The organism is Geothermobacter hydrogeniphilus (assembly GCF_002093115.1).
Taxonomy (GTDB): Bacteria; Desulfobacterota; Desulfuromonadia; order Desulfuromonadales; family Geothermobacteraceae; genus Geothermobacter_A; species Geothermobacter_A hydrogeniphilus.
Window position 1 is genome coordinate 378,046 of record NZ_NAAD01000001.1, and the last position, 18,189, is coordinate 396,234.

At 58.6% G+C, this 18,189-nt stretch carries 14 protein-coding genes; 12 read left to right on the top strand and 2 right to left on the bottom strand.

The window, feature by feature from the left end; all coding sequences use genetic code 11:
- Positions 1 to 69: 69 nt before the first annotated feature.
- On the top strand, positions 70 to 1,203 hold the full coding sequence (locus tag B5V00_RS01805) for a deoxyguanosinetriphosphate triphosphohydrolase (RefSeq protein ID WP_085008908.1): 1,134 nt from the start codon (positions 70 to 72) through the stop codon (positions 1,201 to 1,203).
- Between the two features lie 77 nt (positions 1,204 to 1,280).
- A complete protein-coding gene (locus B5V00_RS01810) occupies positions 1,281 to 2,840 on the top strand; it encodes a putative bifunctional diguanylate cyclase/phosphodiesterase (protein ID WP_172399577.1) in 1,560 nt (519 codons plus the stop codon).
- A 15-nt stretch (positions 2,841 to 2,855) separates the two neighbouring features.
- On the opposite strand, the gene yhbY is transcribed toward B5V00_RS01810, so the two are convergent.
- Both yhbY and B5V00_RS01820 read right to left on the bottom strand, forming a co-directional pair.
- Entirely contained in the window at positions 2,856 to 3,152 is a 297-nt protein-coding gene (gene yhbY / locus B5V00_RS01815; RefSeq protein WP_085008911.1) for a ribosome assembly RNA-binding protein YhbY, read from the bottom strand.
- 100 nt (positions 3,153 to 3,252) lie between these two features.
- Positions 3,253 to 3,564 carry a c-type cytochrome gene (locus B5V00_RS01820; protein ID WP_085008912.1) on the bottom strand — a complete coding sequence of 104 codons (312 nt, stop codon included), beginning with the start codon at positions 3,562 to 3,564 and terminating at the stop codon, positions 3,253 to 3,255.
- Positions 3,565 to 3,643: 79 nt separating this feature from the next.
- On the opposite strand from B5V00_RS01820, the gene B5V00_RS01825 reads away from it, so the two are divergent.
- From B5V00_RS01825 to recG, 10 genes are all read left to right on the top strand, one after another.
- Entirely contained in the window at positions 3,644 to 4,723 is a 1,080-nt protein-coding gene (locus B5V00_RS01825; protein WP_085008914.1) for an aminopeptidase, read from the top strand.
- A 96-nt stretch (positions 4,724 to 4,819) separates the two neighbouring features.
- Positions 4,820 to 6,625, top strand: coding sequence for a translation elongation factor 4 (gene lepA / locus B5V00_RS01830; protein ID WP_085008915.1), 1,806 nt, complete (start codon positions 4,820 to 4,822; stop codon positions 6,623 to 6,625).
- A complete protein-coding gene (gene lepB / locus B5V00_RS01835) occupies positions 6,622 to 7,284 on the top strand; it encodes a signal peptidase I (protein WP_085008917.1) in 663 nt (220 codons plus the stop codon). Before lepA ends, lepB begins: the two co-directional genes overlap by 4 nt.
- Positions 7,285 to 7,711: 427 nt before the next feature.
- A complete protein-coding gene (gene pyrR / locus B5V00_RS01840) occupies positions 7,712 to 8,248 on the top strand; it encodes a bifunctional pyr operon transcriptional regulator/uracil phosphoribosyltransferase PyrR (protein ID WP_085008919.1) in 537 nt (178 codons plus the stop codon).
- Positions 8,249 to 8,265: 17 nt separating this feature from the next.
- Positions 8,266 to 9,201, top strand: a complete 936-nt coding sequence (locus B5V00_RS01845) for an aspartate carbamoyltransferase catalytic subunit (protein ID WP_085008920.1) — start codon at positions 8,266 to 8,268, stop codon at positions 9,199 to 9,201.
- A 34-nt stretch (positions 9,202 to 9,235) separates the two neighbouring features.
- Positions 9,236 to 10,519 carry a dihydroorotase gene (locus tag B5V00_RS01850; protein WP_085008922.1) on the top strand — a complete coding sequence of 428 codons (1,284 nt, stop codon included), beginning with the start codon at positions 9,236 to 9,238 and terminating at the stop codon, positions 10,517 to 10,519.
- 55 nt (positions 10,520 to 10,574) lie between these two features.
- Positions 10,575 to 11,699 carry a glutamine-hydrolyzing carbamoyl-phosphate synthase small subunit gene (carA, locus tag B5V00_RS01855; protein WP_085008924.1) on the top strand — a complete coding sequence of 375 codons (1,125 nt, stop codon included), beginning with the start codon at positions 10,575 to 10,577 and terminating at the stop codon, positions 11,697 to 11,699.
- A 104-nt stretch (positions 11,700 to 11,803) separates the two neighbouring features.
- Entirely contained in the window at positions 11,804 to 15,070 is a 3,267-nt protein-coding gene (gene carB, locus B5V00_RS01860; protein ID WP_085008926.1) for a carbamoyl-phosphate synthase large subunit, read from the top strand.
- Positions 15,071 to 15,216: 146 nt separating this feature from the next.
- Positions 15,217 to 15,693, top strand: coding sequence for a transcription elongation factor GreA (greA, locus tag B5V00_RS01865; RefSeq protein WP_085008928.1), 477 nt, complete (start codon positions 15,217 to 15,219; stop codon positions 15,691 to 15,693).
- Positions 15,694 to 15,833: 140 nt separating this feature from the next.
- Complete coding sequence (gene recG, locus B5V00_RS01870) at positions 15,834 to 17,981, top strand: ATP-dependent DNA helicase RecG (protein ID WP_281249619.1); 2,148 nt, start codon at positions 15,834 to 15,836, stop codon at positions 17,979 to 17,981.
- The last annotated feature ends 208 nt before the right edge of the window (positions 17,982 to 18,189 follow it).

Below are 18,189 nucleotides of genomic sequence, written 5' to 3' on the forward strand. Positions count from 1 at the left end.
CTGAATCTGAGATTGCTGGTCAACGGTACAAGAACGGAGAGGTCACAACCCTTATCCCAGGAGCATCCCGTGGAACGACCTGATCTGGCCCCCTATGCCGCACGAAGCAGTGCCAGCCGGGGGCGAAAGTATGACGAACCCTACAAGGACGATCGCCCCGCCTTCGAGCGGGACCGGGACCGCATCATTCATTGTGCCGCGTTTCGTCGTCTGGAATACAAGACCCAGGTTTTCGTCAACCATGAAGGGGATTATTACCGAACCCGTCTGACCCATTCGCTGGAGGTGGCCCAGATCGCCCGCGGCATTGCCCGGCGGATGAATCTGAACGAAGACCTGACCGAGGCCCTGGCCCTGGCTCATGACCTGGGTCACACACCTTTCGGCCACACCGGGGAACATGCCCTGAACAAGCTGATGAGGGATCACGGCGGTTTTGAACACAATCGCCAGTCACTGCGTGTTGTTGAGGAACTTGAAGAGCGTTATCCGGGCTTTCCCGGTTTGAACCTCTCCTGGGAAACCAGGGAGGGGATCATCAAGCATTCCAGCGATTACGACCGTCCCGGCAGCAGCGCGGCGAATGATTATGAACCGGGGTTGCGTCCCAGTCTTGAGGCCCAGATCATAGATCTGGCGGACGAGATCGCCTACAACAATCATGATATCGATGATGGACTTAAATCCGGCTATATCTGCCTTCAGCAGCTGGCCGAAATTCCTCTCTGGCAGACAACCTATGAACGGGTCGCCGACAAGTTTCCTGACATCGATCCTGAGCGTCATGTCCATCAGACCATCAGCCACCTGATAGGGGTTCTGATCGGTGATGTTGTCGAGCACAGTTGTGCCATGCTCAGCTCCGGCGGGATTGATTCTCCCGAAGCGGTGCGTCAGCAAACGGGACGGCTTATCGCTTTCAGCGCCGAGATGGATGAGAAAAACCGCCAATTGAAACGTTTTCTCTACGAAAAGCTCTATTGTCATTACAAGGTTGAACGAATGCGTTTGAAAGCCGAGCGCTTTCTGACGCAGCTGTTCGAAACCTACAGACAGAATCCGACCCTGCTCCCCGACAGTTATCAGCAGCGATTTTCTTCCACCGGCATCGAGCGGGTTATCTGCGACTACCTGGCAGGAATGACCGACCGCTATGCTCAGGATGAATACAAGCGTCTGTTCGAACCGTTTGAACGGGTCTGAGCAACGATTGCGGCGGTTTTGACAAACAGCTGCTTCCCGCTATGGTAGTAGCAGGGGGAGAAAGCGGGCGGAAAGGAATGAAAAAACCGGGTTGGCGCCTCCCGTTCAGCGGTCTACGGCGGATTGTCTTTTATTACCTTGTCCTGGGGGCGGCCTGGGCCTTCTGTTCCGACCCGTTGCTGAAACTGCTGATCGACGACCCGCGGTTGCGTGAGTTGCTGCATCCCTTCAGGGACATTTTCTTTTTTGTCCTGACCGGTTTTTTTCTCTACCTGGTTCTCGACCGCTACCTGAAAGTGTTGCGCCGCGGTGACCGAAAACTTTTCCACGCGGCCTATCATGACAGTCTCACCGGGCTGGCCAATCAGCTGCGGTTCCAGAATCTTCTCGAAGAAACCCTCTCCGAACTGTCGGGCGGTGACAACAAAGCCGCAATCCTGCTGCTGGACCTGGACCGTTTCCGCACCGTTGTCCGGACCCTCGGCCACAGTGTCGGCAACCTGCTGCTCAAGGAAATCGCCCGTCGGTTGCAGTCCTGTCTCGACCCGCAGGCCCTGCTGTCACGTTTCAGCGGCGATGAATTTGCCGTGCTGTTGCCGTCCATCGAGCACAGCGACCAGGTTGCCGGCGTTGCCGAATCCCTGCAGAAATGCCTCAAGGAACCTTTCCCCTTTGTCGAACATGGGCTCCACTTAAGCGGTAGCATCGGCATCGCGATCTATCCCCATGATGGCCATGATGCCATCACGCTGCTGAAAAATGCCGAGGTGGCCCGCAGTCGTGCCAAGGAAATGGGAGGGCATGGATTCCAGTTCTATTTTCCGGAGATGAACGAGTATTTCCTGCAGTCGCTGGTCCTCGAAAACCGCCTTCATACAGCCCTGGAGAGGAATGAACTGGGAGTTCGCTATCAGCCGCTGCTCCATCTGCATCGCAGCCGGATCAGCGGCGTGGAGGCCCTGATCTGCTGGAGGTACCCTGATGGCGAATCGATCTCACCGGAACGTTTCATCCCGCTGGCTGAGGAAACCGGCCTGATCGAGCCGATCGGTGAGTGGGTTTTGACCCGGGCCTGCCGTCAGAACCATCACTGGCAGCAGCAGGGACTGCCGCCGCAGCGCATGGCGGTCAATGTTTCGGTACGGCAATTTTTCCATCCGGGGTTCTTTGACATGGTATGCCGGGTGCTGGAAAATACCGGTCTGGCTCCGAAATGGCTGGCACTGGAATTGACCGAGAGCATGTTGATGCAGGACGTGGAACAGGCTCGAAAGTTGCTGGCCGACCTCAGACAGCTTGGTGTCAAGGTGGTGATCGACGACTTCGGTACCGGTTATTCGTCGCTCAGTTACCTTAAACGGTTTCCGGTTGACGGCTTGAAAATCGACCAGTCCTTTATCGAAGGCATTCCTCGAGACCATGGGGACACCGCCTTGACGGCGGCCATCATCGCCATGGGGCACGCGCTTGGGCTTGAGGTGATCGCCGAGGGGGTCGAACGACTGGAACAGTACCGGTTTTTAAAGGAAAAAGGATGCGACCGTATCCAGGGGTATCTCTTCCATCCGCCCCTGACCGCCGAAGAATGTACCGGGCTGCTGATGGAACACCGGATGGAGTCGATCGTCATCGCCTGACGGCAGATGCTTCGTTCAGCGGGGCAGAGTAATCGTCGGCTCGTCGGCCGGGCGGTACAGCAGGATGGTCCGGCCGAGGATCTGGGCAACGGCCGAGGAGGTGCGGGCCGCCAGTCGCTCGGCGACCTCTTTTCGATCCAGCAGGCAGCCTTCCTGCAGTTTCAGCTTGATTAATTCATGGGCCGTCAACGCCTCGTCGACAGAAGCTTCCAGGGCGGCTGTCAGTTCGTCCTTGCCGATCATGACGACCGGCTGCAGGTGATGACCTAGCCCGCGCAGGAAACGCCGTTGTTTTCCGGTCAGGGTCTGCATTCGTGTTCTCCGTCCAGCTGTTCGCGGGCAAAATGCCCGGGGTGAGGGCGCATTATAGACTCTTTGCGCGTCGGTGCAAGCATCTTCCGCGGTTTCCCGATTATCGGCTCTGCTCAAGCAGGTAGTCGAGGGCGGCGACCACATCCGCGTCGCTCAGGGCGGGATTTCCGCCTCGCGGCGGCATATGCCCGACAGCCCCCTCGAATCCCAGGATCGAGTGTTCGAGCAGCGTGTCCCGTCCCTGACCGAGTCGGGAGCGCCACCCCTCACGATCTCCGATGCGCTGGGCACCGTGTTTCCCGGTATCATGGCAGCGGGCACAGGCCTGTCGATAGATCCGGACGCCGGGTTCGGGAACAGGCGGCTGCACACAGGCGGTACAGGCGAAAAGCAACCACAGCCAGCGAATCATTGCCAACCTCCACAGGACAGCCCTGGCGGGCCACGGCAAGGTGAATTCAGGATCGTTCAATTATGCTACCATAGTTTTCATGCGTGCCATTATCCCCTCCATCCTTTTGCTCTGCGCGTGCGTCCTGCTCCTTTCCGGTTGCAGCGATTTCGATTATTACCTGCAGGCGATTGATGGACAGTACGAGCTCCTGCACAAAAGCCGCGATATCCACGAGATCATTGCCGATCCGCAGGTCAGCGGGCCGCTGAAGTCCCAACTGGACCAGGCCCTGCATATCCGCGCCTTTGCCAGCACCTGGCTGCACCTGCCCGATAACGACAGTTATCGCCGCTATGCCGATCTCGGCCGCCCCTATGTTGTCTGGAATGTGGTCGCCACCCCGGAATTTTCACTGCAGCCGGTGACCTGGTGTTTCCCGATTGCCGGTTGTGTCCCCTATCGCGGCTATTTCAAGAAACAGCCGGCGATCGACTTTGCCAGGAAACTCAAGAAGGAAGGGGACGATGTTCTGGTGTACGGAGTTCAGGCCTATTCGACCCTGAACTGGTTTGACGATCCACTGCTGAACACGTTCAACAACGGATCCGAAACCTCCCTGGCCGCGCTGATTTTTCACGAACTCGCCCATCAGCAGGTCTACTTATCCGGCGATTCCGATTTCAATGAAGCGTTTGCCAAGACCGTTGAAATGGAAGGTGTCAAACGCTGGCTGCTGACGCACGGCAAAAGCCGGCAGGCGGAACACTACCGGGAGCAGCTGGTGATGGAACGTGATTTTTTACGGTTCGCCCGCAGCTGCCGCCAGCAGTTGCAGACTCTTTATGCGTCGGGGCAGGCGCCCGAATCCATGCGGCGTGAAAAGTATCGTCTGATCCGTTCCTTCCAGGACGAGGTTCGGCGCTTCCGGCAGCAGCGCAATGACGGCAACGGTTTTTCGGCCTGGCTGGACCCGGCCCTGAATAACGCCCGCTTCGCTTCTTTGAGCACCTATTATCAGCTGGTCCCGGCTTTTCAGCATTTACTTTCTCTCTACCAGGGAGAACTGGACCCTTTTTATCGTCAGGTCGCGGAAATTGCCGCTCGGCCGGCAACCGAACGCAAACGGATTCTCGCTTTTCTCGGCCACAGGGAACCGTTCGCCAGCGCCCGTCGCTGAAACAGTCGGTCCTTTCTTTTTCTTTACAAGATCCCAGTTTTTCATTATCTTACGAGATTGCGCGCTGTGCGCACCATCACCCCGTAAAGTCTGCAGATGAATCAAAAATATATACGTAATTTTTCCATTATCGCCCATATCGACCACGGCAAATCGACCCTTGCCGACCGCCTGCTCGAAGCCACGGGAGCCTTGTCGGACCGCGAAAAAACCGATCAGTTTCTCGACAAGATGGAACTGGAACGGGAACGCGGTATCACCATAAAGGCCCAGGCGGTGCGTCTCACCTATCGTGCCGATGACGGGCATGACTACATTTTCAACCTGATCGACACCCCGGGACATGTTGATTTTTCCTACGAGGTCAGCCGTTCGCTGGCGGCCTGCGAAGGGGCAACACTGGTGGTTGACGCGTCCCAGGGCGTCGAAGCGCAGACCCTGGCCAATGTCTACCTGGCCATCGATGAGGATCTTGAGGTCTTTCCGGTGCTCAACAAGATCGATCTGCCCAGTGCCGAACCGGAGCGGGTCTGTGAAGAGATCGAGGACATTATCGGCCTCGATACTTCGGACGCGGTACTGGCAAGCGCCAAGGAGGGCCGGGGGATCAAGGAATTTCTTGAAGCGGTCGTAGCCAAGATTCCACCGCCGCAGGGTGACCCGGACGCACCGCTCAAGGCCCTTATTTTCGATTCCTGGTACGACTCCTACCAGGGAGTCGTCTCCCTGGTCCGAGTCTTCGATGGCACGCTCAAAAAGGGTGACAGAATTCGGCTGATGGCAACCGGCAGCAACTACGAAGTTCTCAAGGTCGGTGCGTTTTCACCCTTTCCGGTTGAATTGCCGCAGCTCGCCGCCGGTGAGGTTGGTTTCGTCATCGCCGGCATCAAGAATATCCAGGATGCCAAGGTCGGGGACACCATCACCCATGATCTGCGCCGGGCGGAGACACCGCTGGAAGGTTTTCAGGAAGTCAAACCGATGGTCTTTTCGGGGCTCTACCCGATCGACAACGGTGAATATGATCTGCTGCGCGACGCCATGGAAAAACTGCGGTTGAATGATTCGTCCTTCAGCTTCGAACCGGAAAACTCGATGGCACTCGGCTTCGGTTTTCGCTGCGGTTTTCTCGGCCTGCTGCACATGGAGATCATTCAGGAGCGGCTGGAACGGGAATTCGGCGTCGACCTGATCACCACCGCGCCGACAGTCGTCTATCAGGTCACCTCGACCAAGGGTGAGCGGTTCGCGGTGGAAAGCGCCAACAAACTGCCCGACGTGCAGTATATCGAGAAGATCGAGGAACCGTTCATTCTCGCTTCGATTCATGTTCCCAACGAGTTCGTCGGCGCGGTGCTGGCTCTCTGTGAAGAAAAACGCGGCATTCAGCGCGAAATCAAGTACCTGACCGCCAACCGGGTGATGGTGATTTACGAATTGCCGTTGAATGAAATCGTCCTCGATTTCTTCGATCGCCTCAAGTCAATCACCCGCGGTTATGCCTCGCTCGACTATGAAGCTCTCGACTACCGTGAAAGCGCCCTGGTGCGTCTGAATATTCTTATCAACGGAGAACCGGTCGACGCCCTGTCGTTGATCGTACACCGTGACAAGGCACAGTACCGGGGCCGGGAACTGGTCGCCAGGATGAAGGAATTCATCCCCCGGCAGCAGTACGAGGTCGCACTGCAGGCAGCCATCGGCAACAAGGTCATTGCCCGTGAGACGGTCAAGGCACTGCGCAAGGATGTTACCGCCAAATGTTATGGGGGCGACATCAGCCGTAAACGGAAACTGCTCGAAAAGCAGAAAGAGGGCAAGAAACGCATGAAGCAGGTCGGCAGTGTGGAGTTGCCGCAGGAAGCCTTCCTGGCCATTCTCAAGGTAAAGGAACAGAAATGATATTCGGCCGCAAAAAATCGATTCCTTCCGAGTTGACAAAAAAACCCTGGTGGCGCGAGTACGGCGAAGCGTTGCTGGTGGCGGCAATTCTCGCCCTGATCATACGAACGTTCATCGTACAGGCCTTCAAGATCCCGTCCGGATCGATGGAGGACACCCTGCTGATCGGTGACCACCTGCTGGTCAACAAGTTCATCTACGGCCTGCCGATTCCTTTTACCAACAAGCATTTTCTTGCCATTCGGCACCCGCAGCGCGGCGATGTCATCGTTTTTGAGTTTCCTGAAGATGCCGACAAACCCTATTTCGAAAGACGCGATTTCATCAAACGCGTGATCGGTACTCCCGGCGACAAGGTCGAGGTGCGCAACAAGCGGGTCTACATCAATGGGAAACTCTACGCCATCGAACAGGAGCGCCACAAGGAATCAAGTGTGGTCGGTCCGCAATATGGTCCACGCGACAACATGCGGCCGGTCGAGGTGCCGCCCGGCAGCTATTTTGTCATGGGGGACAACCGCGATCGCTCCTATGACAGCCGCTTCTGGGGGTTCGTCCCCGAAGGCAATATCAAGGGACTGGCCTTTATCAAGTACTGGTCCTGGGATTCGAAAAAACACTGGCCGCGCTTCAACCGCATCGGACGCCTGATCGAGTGATGCAGGTTTTACCCGATTTACGGTTTTACGTTGACTCGGTCCGGCGGCGGCTGATATAGTGCGCCGCGAATCAGCGTTACACGTCTCCTTTTAAGTTAATCCCGTGAGATTAACAAAGGTGTTCGTTTTGAAACAAAAGATGACTCGAACAATACCCGAATACCTTTCCGCCCGGCGCGGAGAGGTATTTTTTTGTTGTTTGGGCGCCGGCTTTTTCATCAGCTCTGCGTTGCAGACCCGCTTCGCTTGTGTGTGCGACCTAGCGAACGCTACGCCTCCGCGCTCATTGGACTGCGCCTTGATTTGATAAAAAATCTAGCGCCTTGAGACGGTGGTGCGGATATGGGCCTGACCAACGTTGTTGAACCTTTGCTGGCCGGAAATTTTACTGACCAACCAGTCAAAACCCTTAACCGGGAGGAATGAAATGCCTGAAGTGACAACCGTTATTCTCAATCAGGCGGGCATCAACCGGGCCCTGACGCGGATTGCTCATGAAATCCTCGAACACAACAAGGGCACCGAAGATCTGGTCCTGATCGGTATCCGCAGCGGCGGCGACCACCTCGCCGGTGTCCTGGCCGACCGCATCGCCGCCATCGAGGGGGAAAAACCGCCGCTCGGGGCGATCGACATCACCATGTATCGTGATGATCTCGACAGTCGCGGCAGTCTGCCGCTCGGCAGGACCGAGGTCCCCTTTGACGTCGACGGCAGAAAGATCGTCCTGGTTGACGATGTCCTCTATACCGGTCGCACCATCCGGGCCGCCATGGATGCGCTGATCGACCTCGGCCGGCCGCGCAACATCCAGCTTGCGGTGCTCATCGACCGCGGTCATCGCGAACTGCCGATTCGTCCCGATTACGTCGGTCGCAACGTGCCGACCTCGCGGGAAGAGGATGTCGCCGTCGACTTCGACGCCGAACGTCACCCCTGCGAAGTCCGTCTTATCAAACCCTAGCCCTTCCGGAGGGAACCATGTCATTCGGACACAAACATATCCTCGGCATCGAGCACCTCTCCAGGGAGGATATTTTCCAGATTCTCGATACCGCCGCAGGCTTCAAGGAAATCAATACCCGCGCTATCAAGAAGGTTCCGACCTTGAGAGGCAGGACCATCATCAACCTCTTTTTCGAGGCCAGCACTCGCACCCGCACGTCGTTTGAAATCGCCGGCAAACGTCTCTCCGCCGATACGGTCAATATTTCGGCGTCATCCTCTTCGGTCGTCAAGGGCGAAACTCTCGAAGACACCGCGCGTAACATCGAGGCCATGCATCCGGACATCATCGTCATGCGTCACGGCGCCTCAGGTGCCCCGCACTACCTGGCCGAACGTCTTAATTGCGCCATTGTCAATGCCGGCGACGGAGCTCACGAACACCCCAGTCAGGCGTTGCTCGACCTTTTCACCATCCGTGAAAAGAAGGGTTCTCTTGAGGGGTTGAAGGTTGCCATTGTCGGTGATATCGCCCACAGCCGGGTCGCGCGCTCCAACCTCTACGCCCTGACCCGGGTCGGGGCTGAAGTCCGACTGGCCGGACCCGGCACCATGGTGCCGCCCGGTATCGAAAAACTCGGGGCCGAAGTTCACCATGACATCAACGACGCGATTCGTGATGCCGACGTGGTGATGATGCTGCGCATCCAGCTCGAACGCCAGGGCAAAACCCTGTTGCCGAGCCTGCGTGAATTCAGCCGCTTCTACGGCCTGAACCAGGACAATCTCAAGCTCGCCAGGCCCGACGCGCTGGTCATGCATCCCGGCCCGATGAACCGGGGCGTGGAAATCGCCTCCAGTGTCGCCGACGGACCGCAGAATGTTATTCTTGACCAGGTGGAAAACGGGGTCGCGGTTCGCATGGCCCTGCTGTACCTGGTGGCCGGCGGCGAAGCTGCCGAGGAATCCTGATCCCCCGCATTCTATCGACAAGGAGCATTTAAGGATGAGTATCCTGATAAAAAATGGTCGACTGATTGATCCGGCCAACAACATTGATGATCACCTCGACCTGCTGCTCAAAGACGGACTGGTGGCCGCTGTCGGCAAAAACCTTTCCGTTGACGCTGATGAAACCATCGACGCCGACGGGAAACTGGTGACCCCCGGTCTGATCGACCTGCATGTCCACCTGCGCGACCCGGGCCAGGAATACAAGGAAGATATTGCCAGCGGCACCGCGGCGGCGGTTGCCGGCGGCTTCACCTCGGTGGCCTGCATGCCCAATACCCAGCCGGTCAACGACAACCTCGCGGTGACGAAATATATTCTCAGCCGCAGCGAAGAGGTCGGCCGCTGCCGTGTTTTCCCGGTGGCTTCCATCACCCGTGGGCTCAAGGGTGAAAACCTGACCGAGATGGGAGAGCTGAAACAGGGTGGGGCGGTTGCCTTTTCCGACGACGGTCGACCGGTTGAAAACGGCGAGGTCATGCGGCGGGCTCTGGAATATGCCCGGCCCTTCGGCGCACCGATCATCTCACACGCCGAAGACCTGTCGCTGGTCGGCAAGGGGGTAATGAACGACGGTTTCGTTGCCACCGAGCTGGGGCTCAAGGGGATTCCCTGGGTTGCTGAAGACGCTATGGTGGCACGGGACGTGATGCTGGCCGAATATACCGGCGGGCACATGCATATCGCCCATATCTCGACCCGCGGCGCCGTCGAGATCGTCCGCCGGGCGAAGGAGCGTGGAGTGCGGGTGACCTGCGAAGCGACTCCGCACCATTTCACCCTGACCGAAGAAGCGGTGCGCGGCTACGACACCAACGCCAAGATGAACCCGCCGCTACGCACCGAAGCTGACCTTGAAGCGGTCCGCCGGGGCCTGGCCGACGGCACCATTGACGCCATCGCCACCGATCACGCACCGCACCACCGCGACGAGAAGAATGTCGAATTCAATATCGCCATGAACGGCATTGTCGGCCTCGAAACCGCCTTGCCGCTGGCCCTGGCCCTGGTTCGGGACGGCCTGGTGGAGCTGAACCGGATGGTCGCCCTGTTGACTTCCGGGCCGGCCGCAGTCCTCGGTCTTGAAGTCGGCAGCCTGGCGGCCGGCCGACCGGCTGACGTGACGCTGATCGATCCCGACTGTGAATGGACCCTGGCCGCCGACCAGCTGGTTTCCAAAAGCAAAAACACGCCGTTCGGCGGCTGGACGCTGCAGGGGGCCGCGATCACGACGGTTGTCGGCGGGAAAATCGCCTGGCAGCGCGCAGGACAGCAATAAAATTGTTTGAACGGCCGGCCTCAGTGTCCGGCCTTTTCAAGGGAGCATCAAAGGAATGAAAGCAATTCTGGCCCTGGCCGACGGCCGGGTCTTCCACGGCAGGGCCTTCGGGGCCCCGGGTGAAGTTTACGGCGAAGTGGTGTTCAATACCAGTATGACCGGTTACCAGGAGATTCTCACCGATCCCTCCTATGCCGGCGAGATCGTCACCATGACCTACCCGCAGATCGGCAACTACGGCATCAATCCGGAGGATGTGGAATCCTCGCAGCCGCATCTGCGCGGTTTCGTGGTCAAGGAAAACTGCTCCTTCCCGTCCAACTGGCGTTCCCGGATGACCCTTGACGCCTACCTGAAGGAGCACAATATCCTCGGCATCGAGGGTATCGATACCCGCGCGCTGGTACGGCATATCCGTGATCATGGCGCCCAGACCGGCGTCATATCGACCACTGATCTCGATCCCGACAGCCTGGTGGAGAAGGCACGCCGGGCGCCGTCTATCGTCGGTCGTGACCTGGTGCAGGAGGTCAGCTGCAAACAGCCTTACCACTGGACCGAAGGCCCCTGGGATCTTGAAGAGGGGTACCGGGAGGTTGCCGGACAGCCACAATACAAGGTTGTTGCCTACGACTTCGGTATCAAGCGCAACATCCTCCGCAACCTGGTGGCCGCCGGTTGTGATGTTACCGTCGTACCGGCCGACACTCCGGCCGCGGAGGTGCTGAAGATGAACCCCGACGGCATTTTTCTCAGCAATGGCCCCGGTGACCCGGAGCCGGTCACCTACGCTCAGGAAAATATCCGTCAACTGCTCGGCAAAAAACCGCTGTTCGGCATCTGTCTCGGCCATCAGCTGCTGGCCATCGCCCTGGGAGGCAGGACCTACAAGCTGAAATTCGGCCATCGCGGCGGCAATCAGCCTGTCCGCCGCGGAGATGGCCCCAATGTCGAGATCACCGCCCAGAATCACGGTTTCGCCGTCGACGCCGAAAGTCTGAGCGATGAAACCGTGGTGTCCCATGTCAATCTCAACGACAATACCGTCGAGGGCCTGCGGCACACCCGCGTGCCGGCCTTTTCGGTTCAGTACCACCCGGAGGCCTCGCCGGGTCCCCACGACGCCCACTACCTGTTCGACGAATTTATCCAATTGATGAAAGACAATAAAACGCCGTAATAGTGGATAGTTACACGTAATAATTGATGTTATTTATCAGGCTCTGTCAATGATGGCAGGACCGATGCCCGGCAGACCGGGCGGGTTTTCACGAGGACCAGAATATGCCCAAGCGTACAGATCTCCATAAAATTCTCATTATCGGCGCCGGACCGATCATTATCGGCCAGGCCTGCGAGTTCGATTATTCCGGAACTCAGGCCTGTAAAGCGCTCAAGGAAGAGGGCTACGAAGTCGTATTGCTCAATTCCAATCCGGCGACCATCATGACCGATCCGGACTTCGCCGATCGAACCTATATCGAACCGGTGACGCCCGAGTCTCTGCGACGGATCATTGAGAAGGAACGTCCGGACGCGGTTCTGCCGACCCTCGGCGGGCAGACCGCCCTGAACACCGCGGTGTCGGTTGCCAAGGACGGCACCCTGGAAAAATACGGCGTCGAACTGATCGGCGCCAAACTCCCGGCCATTGAAAAAGCTGAAGATCGCACCCTGTTCAAGGAGGCGATGGCGAAAATCGATGTCGCCGTACCGCGTTCCGGCCTGGCACACAGCTACCGGGAAGCGATGGAGATCATCGAATATGTCGGATATCCGGCCATTATCCGCCCATCCTTCACCCTCGGCGGGACCGGCGGGGGCATCGCCTACAACCGGGAAGAGTACGAACGGATGGTGCTGGCCGGCATTGACGCCTCGCCGACTGACGAGATCCTGATCGAGGAATCGATCATCGGCTGGAAAGAGTACGAACTGGAGGTGATGCGTGACGTCGCCGACAATGTCGTCATCATCTGTTCGATTGAAAACTTCGATGCCATGGGCGTGCATACCGGCGATTCAATCACCGTGGCCCCGGCTCAGACCCTGACCGACAAGGAATACCAGATCCTGCGTGACGCGGCGATTCGCATCATCCGTGAGATCGGCGTCGATACCGGCGGTTCCAACATCCAGTTCGCCATCAATCCCCGTGATGGCCGCCTGGCGGTTATCGAGATGAACCCGCGGGTTTCGCGCTCCTCCGCCCTGGCGTCCAAGGCGACCGGCTTTCCGATCGCCAAGATCGCCGCCAAGCTCTCGGTCGGCTACACTCTGGATGAAATCCCCAACGACATCACCCGCGAGACCCTGGCGTCCTTCGAGCCGACCATTGACTACGTGGTCACCAAGGTGCCGCGTTTCACTTTCGAAAAGTTTCCCCAGGCCGACGCCACCCTGACCACGCAGATGAAGTCGGTGGGAGAAGTCATGGCCATCGGCCGGACCTTCAAGGAAAGCCTCCAGAAGGCCCTGCGGTCGCTGGAAATCGGCTCCGCCGGTTTCGAGAGCCGACTGTTCGATTCCAGCGAGGAATCCCGCCGCGGGCTGAGCCAGGCCGAGTACGACCTGCTGCGGGAGAAACTGCGGGTGCCGGGCTGGGAACGGCTCTGGTATATCGGAGACGCGCTGCGCGCCAACTGGGCGATCGACGAAATCTACCAGTTGACCGGCATCGACCCCTGGTTCCTCGGCAACGTCAAGCAGATCATCGACTTTGAGAGTGAACTGGTTCGCAACCACGGCCTGGTTGCCGATGGAGGCGAGAAATTCGCCGACCTCTTGCGCCGGGCCAAGCAGTACGGGTTTTCCGATCAGCGGCTGGCAACACTGTGGGGCATCACCGAGCGGGACGTTCGCGGGTTCAGGCGGGAGCTGGGTATTCGCCCGGTCTACAAGCGGGTCGACACCTGCGCCGCCGAGTTTGTCGCCCATACCCCGTATCTCTATTCCACCTACGAGGAGGAATGTGAAGCCGAGCCGACCGACCGAAAGAAAATCATCATCCTCGGCGGCGGTCCGAACCGGATAGGGCAGGGGATTGAATTCGACTACTGCTGTGTTCACGGGGTATTCGCCCTGGCCGAGGACGGCTACGAAACCATCATGGTCAACTGCAACCCGGAAACCGTTTCGACCGACTACGACACTTCGGACCGACTCTACTTCGAGCCGTTGACCTTCGAGGATGTTCTCGAAATCGTCGATCTGGAACAGCCGGTCGGGGTTATCGTCCAGTTCGGCGGCCAGACGCCGCTGAAGCTGGCGGTCGCTCTTGAGGAGGCCGGGGTGCCGATCATCGGCACCTCGCCCGACGCCATCGACCGGGCCGAGGATCGCGAGCGGTTCCAGGCTCTGCTGCACAAACTCGACCTGCGCCAGCCGGAGAACGGCACCGCCCGCTCCACCGCGGAAGCCGAGGTGATCGCCGAGCGGATCGGCTATCCGGTGGTGGTGCGTCCATCCTACGTGCTTGGCGGACGAGCGATGGAAATCGTCTACGATCTCGATATGCTGCGCTCCTACATGACCCATGCGGTGCAGGCTTCACCGGAGCACCCGATCCTGGTGGATAAATTCCTCGAAAACGCTGTTGAAGTTGATGTTGATGCGCTGGCCGACGGTCAGGAGGTGGTCATCGGCGGCATCATGCAGCACATCGAGGAAGCCGGCATTCACAGCGGTGATTCGGCCTGCGCCCTGCCGCCGTTCTCACTCAGCGACACGGTTGTCGCTGAAATCCGCCGCCAGACCGTTGAACTGGCGCTTGAACTGCAGGTCATCGGCCTGATGAATATTCAGTACGCCGTCAAGGGCGAGGATATCTACCTGATCGAAGTCAATCCCCGCGCCAGCCGCACGGTTCCCTTTGTCTCCAAGGCCACCGGACGTCCCTGCGCGAAAATCGCCGCCCGGCTGATGGCGGGAAAATCACTGGCCGAGCTCGGCATTTCCGGTGATATCGTCCCGAAACATATTTCTGTCAAAGAGGCGGTCTTTCCCTTCGTCAAGTTTCCCGGGGTCGACACCCTGTTGGGACCGGAGATGAAATCCACCGGCGAGGTGATGGGCATCGACATGGATTTCGGCCATGCCTTCGCCAAGGCGCAGCTCGGGGCCGGGGTTAATCTGCCGCTCTCGGGAGAGGTCTTCGTCAGTGTCAAGGACGCCGACAAGGTTCCGGTCCTCGCTGCTGTCAAGGAGCTGTCCGCCGCCGGATTCGGCATCATCGCCACCCGTGGAACCGCCCAGTTCCTCAAAGAGAAGGGGGTCGCTGTCGAAATCGTCAACAAGGTCAAAGAGGGCCGTCCCCATTGCGTGGACGTGTTGAAAAGCAACCGGATCTCCATAGTTTTCAATACCACGTTCGGCGCGCAGTCGGTCGCCGACTCCTATTCGATCCGGCGTACGGCACTGATGAACGGCGTGGCTTATTTCACCACCGTCGCCGGCATCAACGCCGCGGTTGATGCCATCCTCGCCATGAAGCGGGAAACTCTTGACGTCAAACCGCTCCAAGAGTATTATCCCGGTGTGACACGCTCGTAACGGGCGTGTCACTTGGTTTATACAACGATTTGACTGGGCGGGTTTTCCCGCCCATCAATTTTTCACCTTTTCATTTTTCACCTATTCAACGTAACTATTTCTGAATCAGTGCGCTGATTCCAGGTAGACAGAGGACGATTCAAGCGATGTCAAGCCAGATCCCCATGACCCGCGTCGGGCATGAGCGTTTGCAGGAAGAACTGAAAAACCTGATCCGGGTTGAACGCCCGCGTGTTGTCGAGCAGATTGCCGAGGCTCGCAGCCACGGTGATCTCTCGGAAAACGCCGAATATGATGCCGCCAAGGACCGTCAGGCCTTTATCGAAGGCCGTATCCAGGAACTCAACGACAAGATTGCCCGTGCCCAGGTCATCGATCCGAGCAAACTTTCCGGCGACAAGGTGGTGTTCGGCGCCACGGTGACCCTGTTCGACGCCGAAACCGATACCGAAGTGACGTACCAGATCGTCGGTGAAGACGAGGCGGACATCAAGGACGGCAAGATTTCGGTGACCTCACCGGTCGGCAAGGCCCTGATCGGTCACAGTCTCGACGATGAAGTCCGTATCAAGGTCCCCTCGGGGCTCCGGGTTTACGAAATTACCGATATCCGCTACGAATAAACCATGCCGGCGACGCATTGCCGGCCGTGTCAGGATTGATTCAAGGCGGAAACCGGCAACGGCTTCCGCCTTTCTTTTTCAGTATCGGGATCCGAATGATTCGGAAGACCGAGGATTCAAGCTTTCCTGAGGGGCTGAGCTTGCAGAACCAACCCGCCAATCTGCGCGCCATGCTGCAGACTCCGGTGACCGCCCTGGCCGGTGTCGGGCCGAAACTGGCCGAGAAGCTGGGTAAAATCGGCCTGGAAACGGTCGAGGATCTTCTCTATACACTCCCCAACCGTTACGAAGACCGGCGTGAATTCCGCCGCATCGGGCGACTTCGCGAGGGACGCTACGAGGTTTTCGGTGGAGAAATTCTCTACAGCGGTGAAACCACAACCAGGAAAGGTCGTCGCAAGCTTTTCGAAGTCGTGGTCGGCGACGGCAGCGGCACCATCTCGCTGAAATGGTTTCATTACCGCCGACAATGGCAGGAAAAGCAGTTCAAAGTCGGTCGCAAGGCGGTTTTCGGCGGTGAAGTCAAACGTTTCGGAGCGGTGCGCGAGGTGCATCATCCCGAGGTCGATTTCCTGCCCGCGGGGGGCAGTTTTGAAGCCTACCGCGCCGCGGACCCCCTGGTCTTCGGCCGCATTCTTCCCGTTTATCCCCTGACCGAAGGGTTGCATCAGAAAACCGCCCGGAAAATCTGGAAAGAGGCGGTTGACCGGTACGCGCCGGCGGTCCGTTCGGTCCTGCCGCAGGAGATCCTGCAACGCCGCGGTCTGCAGCCCCTCAACGAAGCCCTGGTCGCGGCCCACTGGCCTGCCGACGACGTTCACTATGAATCCCTCGGTTCGGTCAATGACCCGGCGCGGCGGTCACTGGTTTTCGACGAATTCTTTTTTCTCGAACTCGGCCTGGCGCTGAAACGCAAGGGGATGAGTCTTGAGCCCGGCATCCCGTTCCAGGTCGAGCATCGCTATACCCGACCGCTGGCCAGGATGCTTCCTTACCGGTTGACGGCCGCCCAGCGGCGGGTGCTGGGCGAAATCAAACACGACCTGATGCGGCCGCACCCCATGAATCGCCTGCTGCAGGGGGATGTCGGCAGCGGCAAAACCATTGTCGCCCTGATGGCGGCGCTGGTGGCGATTGAAAACCACACCCAGGTCGCCATTGTCGCCCCCACAGAAATTCTCGCTGAACAGCATTATCGTCAATTTTCCTTCTGGCTGGAAAAACTCGGGCTGCGGGCCGCGCTGCTTTCCGGTGGACTCAAAGGCAGACCTCGGCAGGAACTGCTTGAGCAACTGGCTGCCGGTGAGGTTCATCTGGTGGTCGGTACCCACGCGGTTCTGCAGGAGGATGTCACTTTCCGCTGCCTCGGGCTCGGCATCATCGACGAGCAGCATCGCTTCGGTGTCGAGCAGCGCCAGGTGCTGCGCAGGAAAGGGATGCATCCCCACATCCTGGTCATGACCGCCACGCCGATTCCGCGCACCATGGCCCTGGCCGTCTTCGGCGACCTCGATCTTTCGGTGATCGACGAACTGCCGCCCGGCCGCACCCCGATCGAGACCCGGCTGGTTGCTGACCGGGGTCGCAATGAACTGTATCGCTTCATGCGCGGGCAACTGCAACAGGGGCGCCAGGGCTACATTGTTTATCCTCTGGTTGAAGAGTCGGAAAAAAGCGACCTGCAGGCGGCCACCGAGGCCGCGGAACAGCTGCGGTCTTCGATTTTCCCCGAGTTCAGTATTGCCGTGCTGCACGGCCGCATGAAGAGCGACGAGAAAGACGCGGTGATGCAGCGGTTCAAGGCGGGCGAGATCCAGCTGCTGGTCTCGACCACAGTGATCGAAGTCGGCATCGATGTTCCCAACGCAACCATGATGGTTGTCGAACATGCCGAACGCTTCGGCCTGGCGCAGCTGCACCAATTGCGGGGCAGGGTGGGACGCGGGGCAGGGCAGAGTTACTGTTTTCTGCTCCGCTCGCAGCGCTGCAGCGAAGATGGGCTCAAGCGGCTGCAGGTGATGTGTGACACCAACGACGGATTCCGCATCGCCGAAGCCGACCTCGAAATCCGCGGTCCCGGTGATTTTCTCGGTACCCGCCAGGCCGGACTGCCCGACTTTCGCATCGCCAATCTGCTCCAGGACGGCCGGGTGCTCGAAGAAGCCCGTCAGGAAGCCATGGCCATGGTCGAGGATCCCGAGTTTCCATCAGCCGATAAATACCGCGAGATTATTGCAACCCTGCATGACCGCTGGGGAGGGCGGCTGGAGCTGGCCAGCATCGGCTAGGAGGCTGTCAGACTATCCATAAACTGGCTGCAAATCCGCGCGTTCGGCCCATATCCCAGCCCCATTTTGCCCCATAGCCACTGCTATGAGGCTGCAATTGAGCCGAAATCTGTGCTCAAACGCCCGAATTTTCGCTTCAGCCTGTATAGTCCGTATATGGTCTCCCCCCTTTTTGCAAGGGCTTTGTGTCGTTAATGACAGGGACAGG

Excerpts from the sequence above, each read along its gene's own strand:
- B5V00_RS01810 (WP_172399577.1), top strand. The coding sequence starts at position 1,281 with ATGAAAAAACCGGGTTGGCGCCTCCCGTTCAGCGGTCTACGGCGGATT.
- yhbY (WP_085008911.1), bottom strand. The coding sequence starts at position 3,152 with ATGCAGACCCTGACCGGAAAACAACGGCGTTTCCTGCGCGGGCTAGGT.
- B5V00_RS01820 (WP_085008912.1), bottom strand. The coding sequence starts at position 3,564 with ATGATTCGCTGGCTGTGGTTGCTTTTCGCCTGTACCGCCTGTGTGCAG.
- B5V00_RS01825 (WP_085008914.1), top strand. The coding sequence starts at position 3,644 with ATGCGTGCCATTATCCCCTCCATCCTTTTGCTCTGCGCGTGCGTCCTG.
- lepA (WP_085008915.1), top strand. The coding sequence starts at position 4,820 with ATGAATCAAAAATATATACGTAATTTTTCCATTATCGCCCATATCGAC.
- lepB (WP_085008917.1), top strand. The coding sequence starts at position 6,622 with ATGATATTCGGCCGCAAAAAATCGATTCCTTCCGAGTTGACAAAAAAA.
- pyrR (WP_085008919.1), top strand. The coding sequence starts at position 7,712 with ATGCCTGAAGTGACAACCGTTATTCTCAATCAGGCGGGCATCAACCGG.
- B5V00_RS01845 (WP_085008920.1), top strand. The coding sequence starts at position 8,266 with ATGTCATTCGGACACAAACATATCCTCGGCATCGAGCACCTCTCCAGG.
- B5V00_RS01850 (WP_085008922.1), top strand. The coding sequence starts at position 9,236 with ATGAGTATCCTGATAAAAAATGGTCGACTGATTGATCCGGCCAACAAC.
- carA (WP_085008924.1), top strand. The coding sequence starts at position 10,575 with ATGAAAGCAATTCTGGCCCTGGCCGACGGCCGGGTCTTCCACGGCAGG.
- carB (WP_085008926.1), top strand. The coding sequence starts at position 11,804 with ATGCCCAAGCGTACAGATCTCCATAAAATTCTCATTATCGGCGCCGGA.
- greA (WP_085008928.1), top strand. The coding sequence starts at position 15,217 with ATGTCAAGCCAGATCCCCATGACCCGCGTCGGGCATGAGCGTTTGCAG.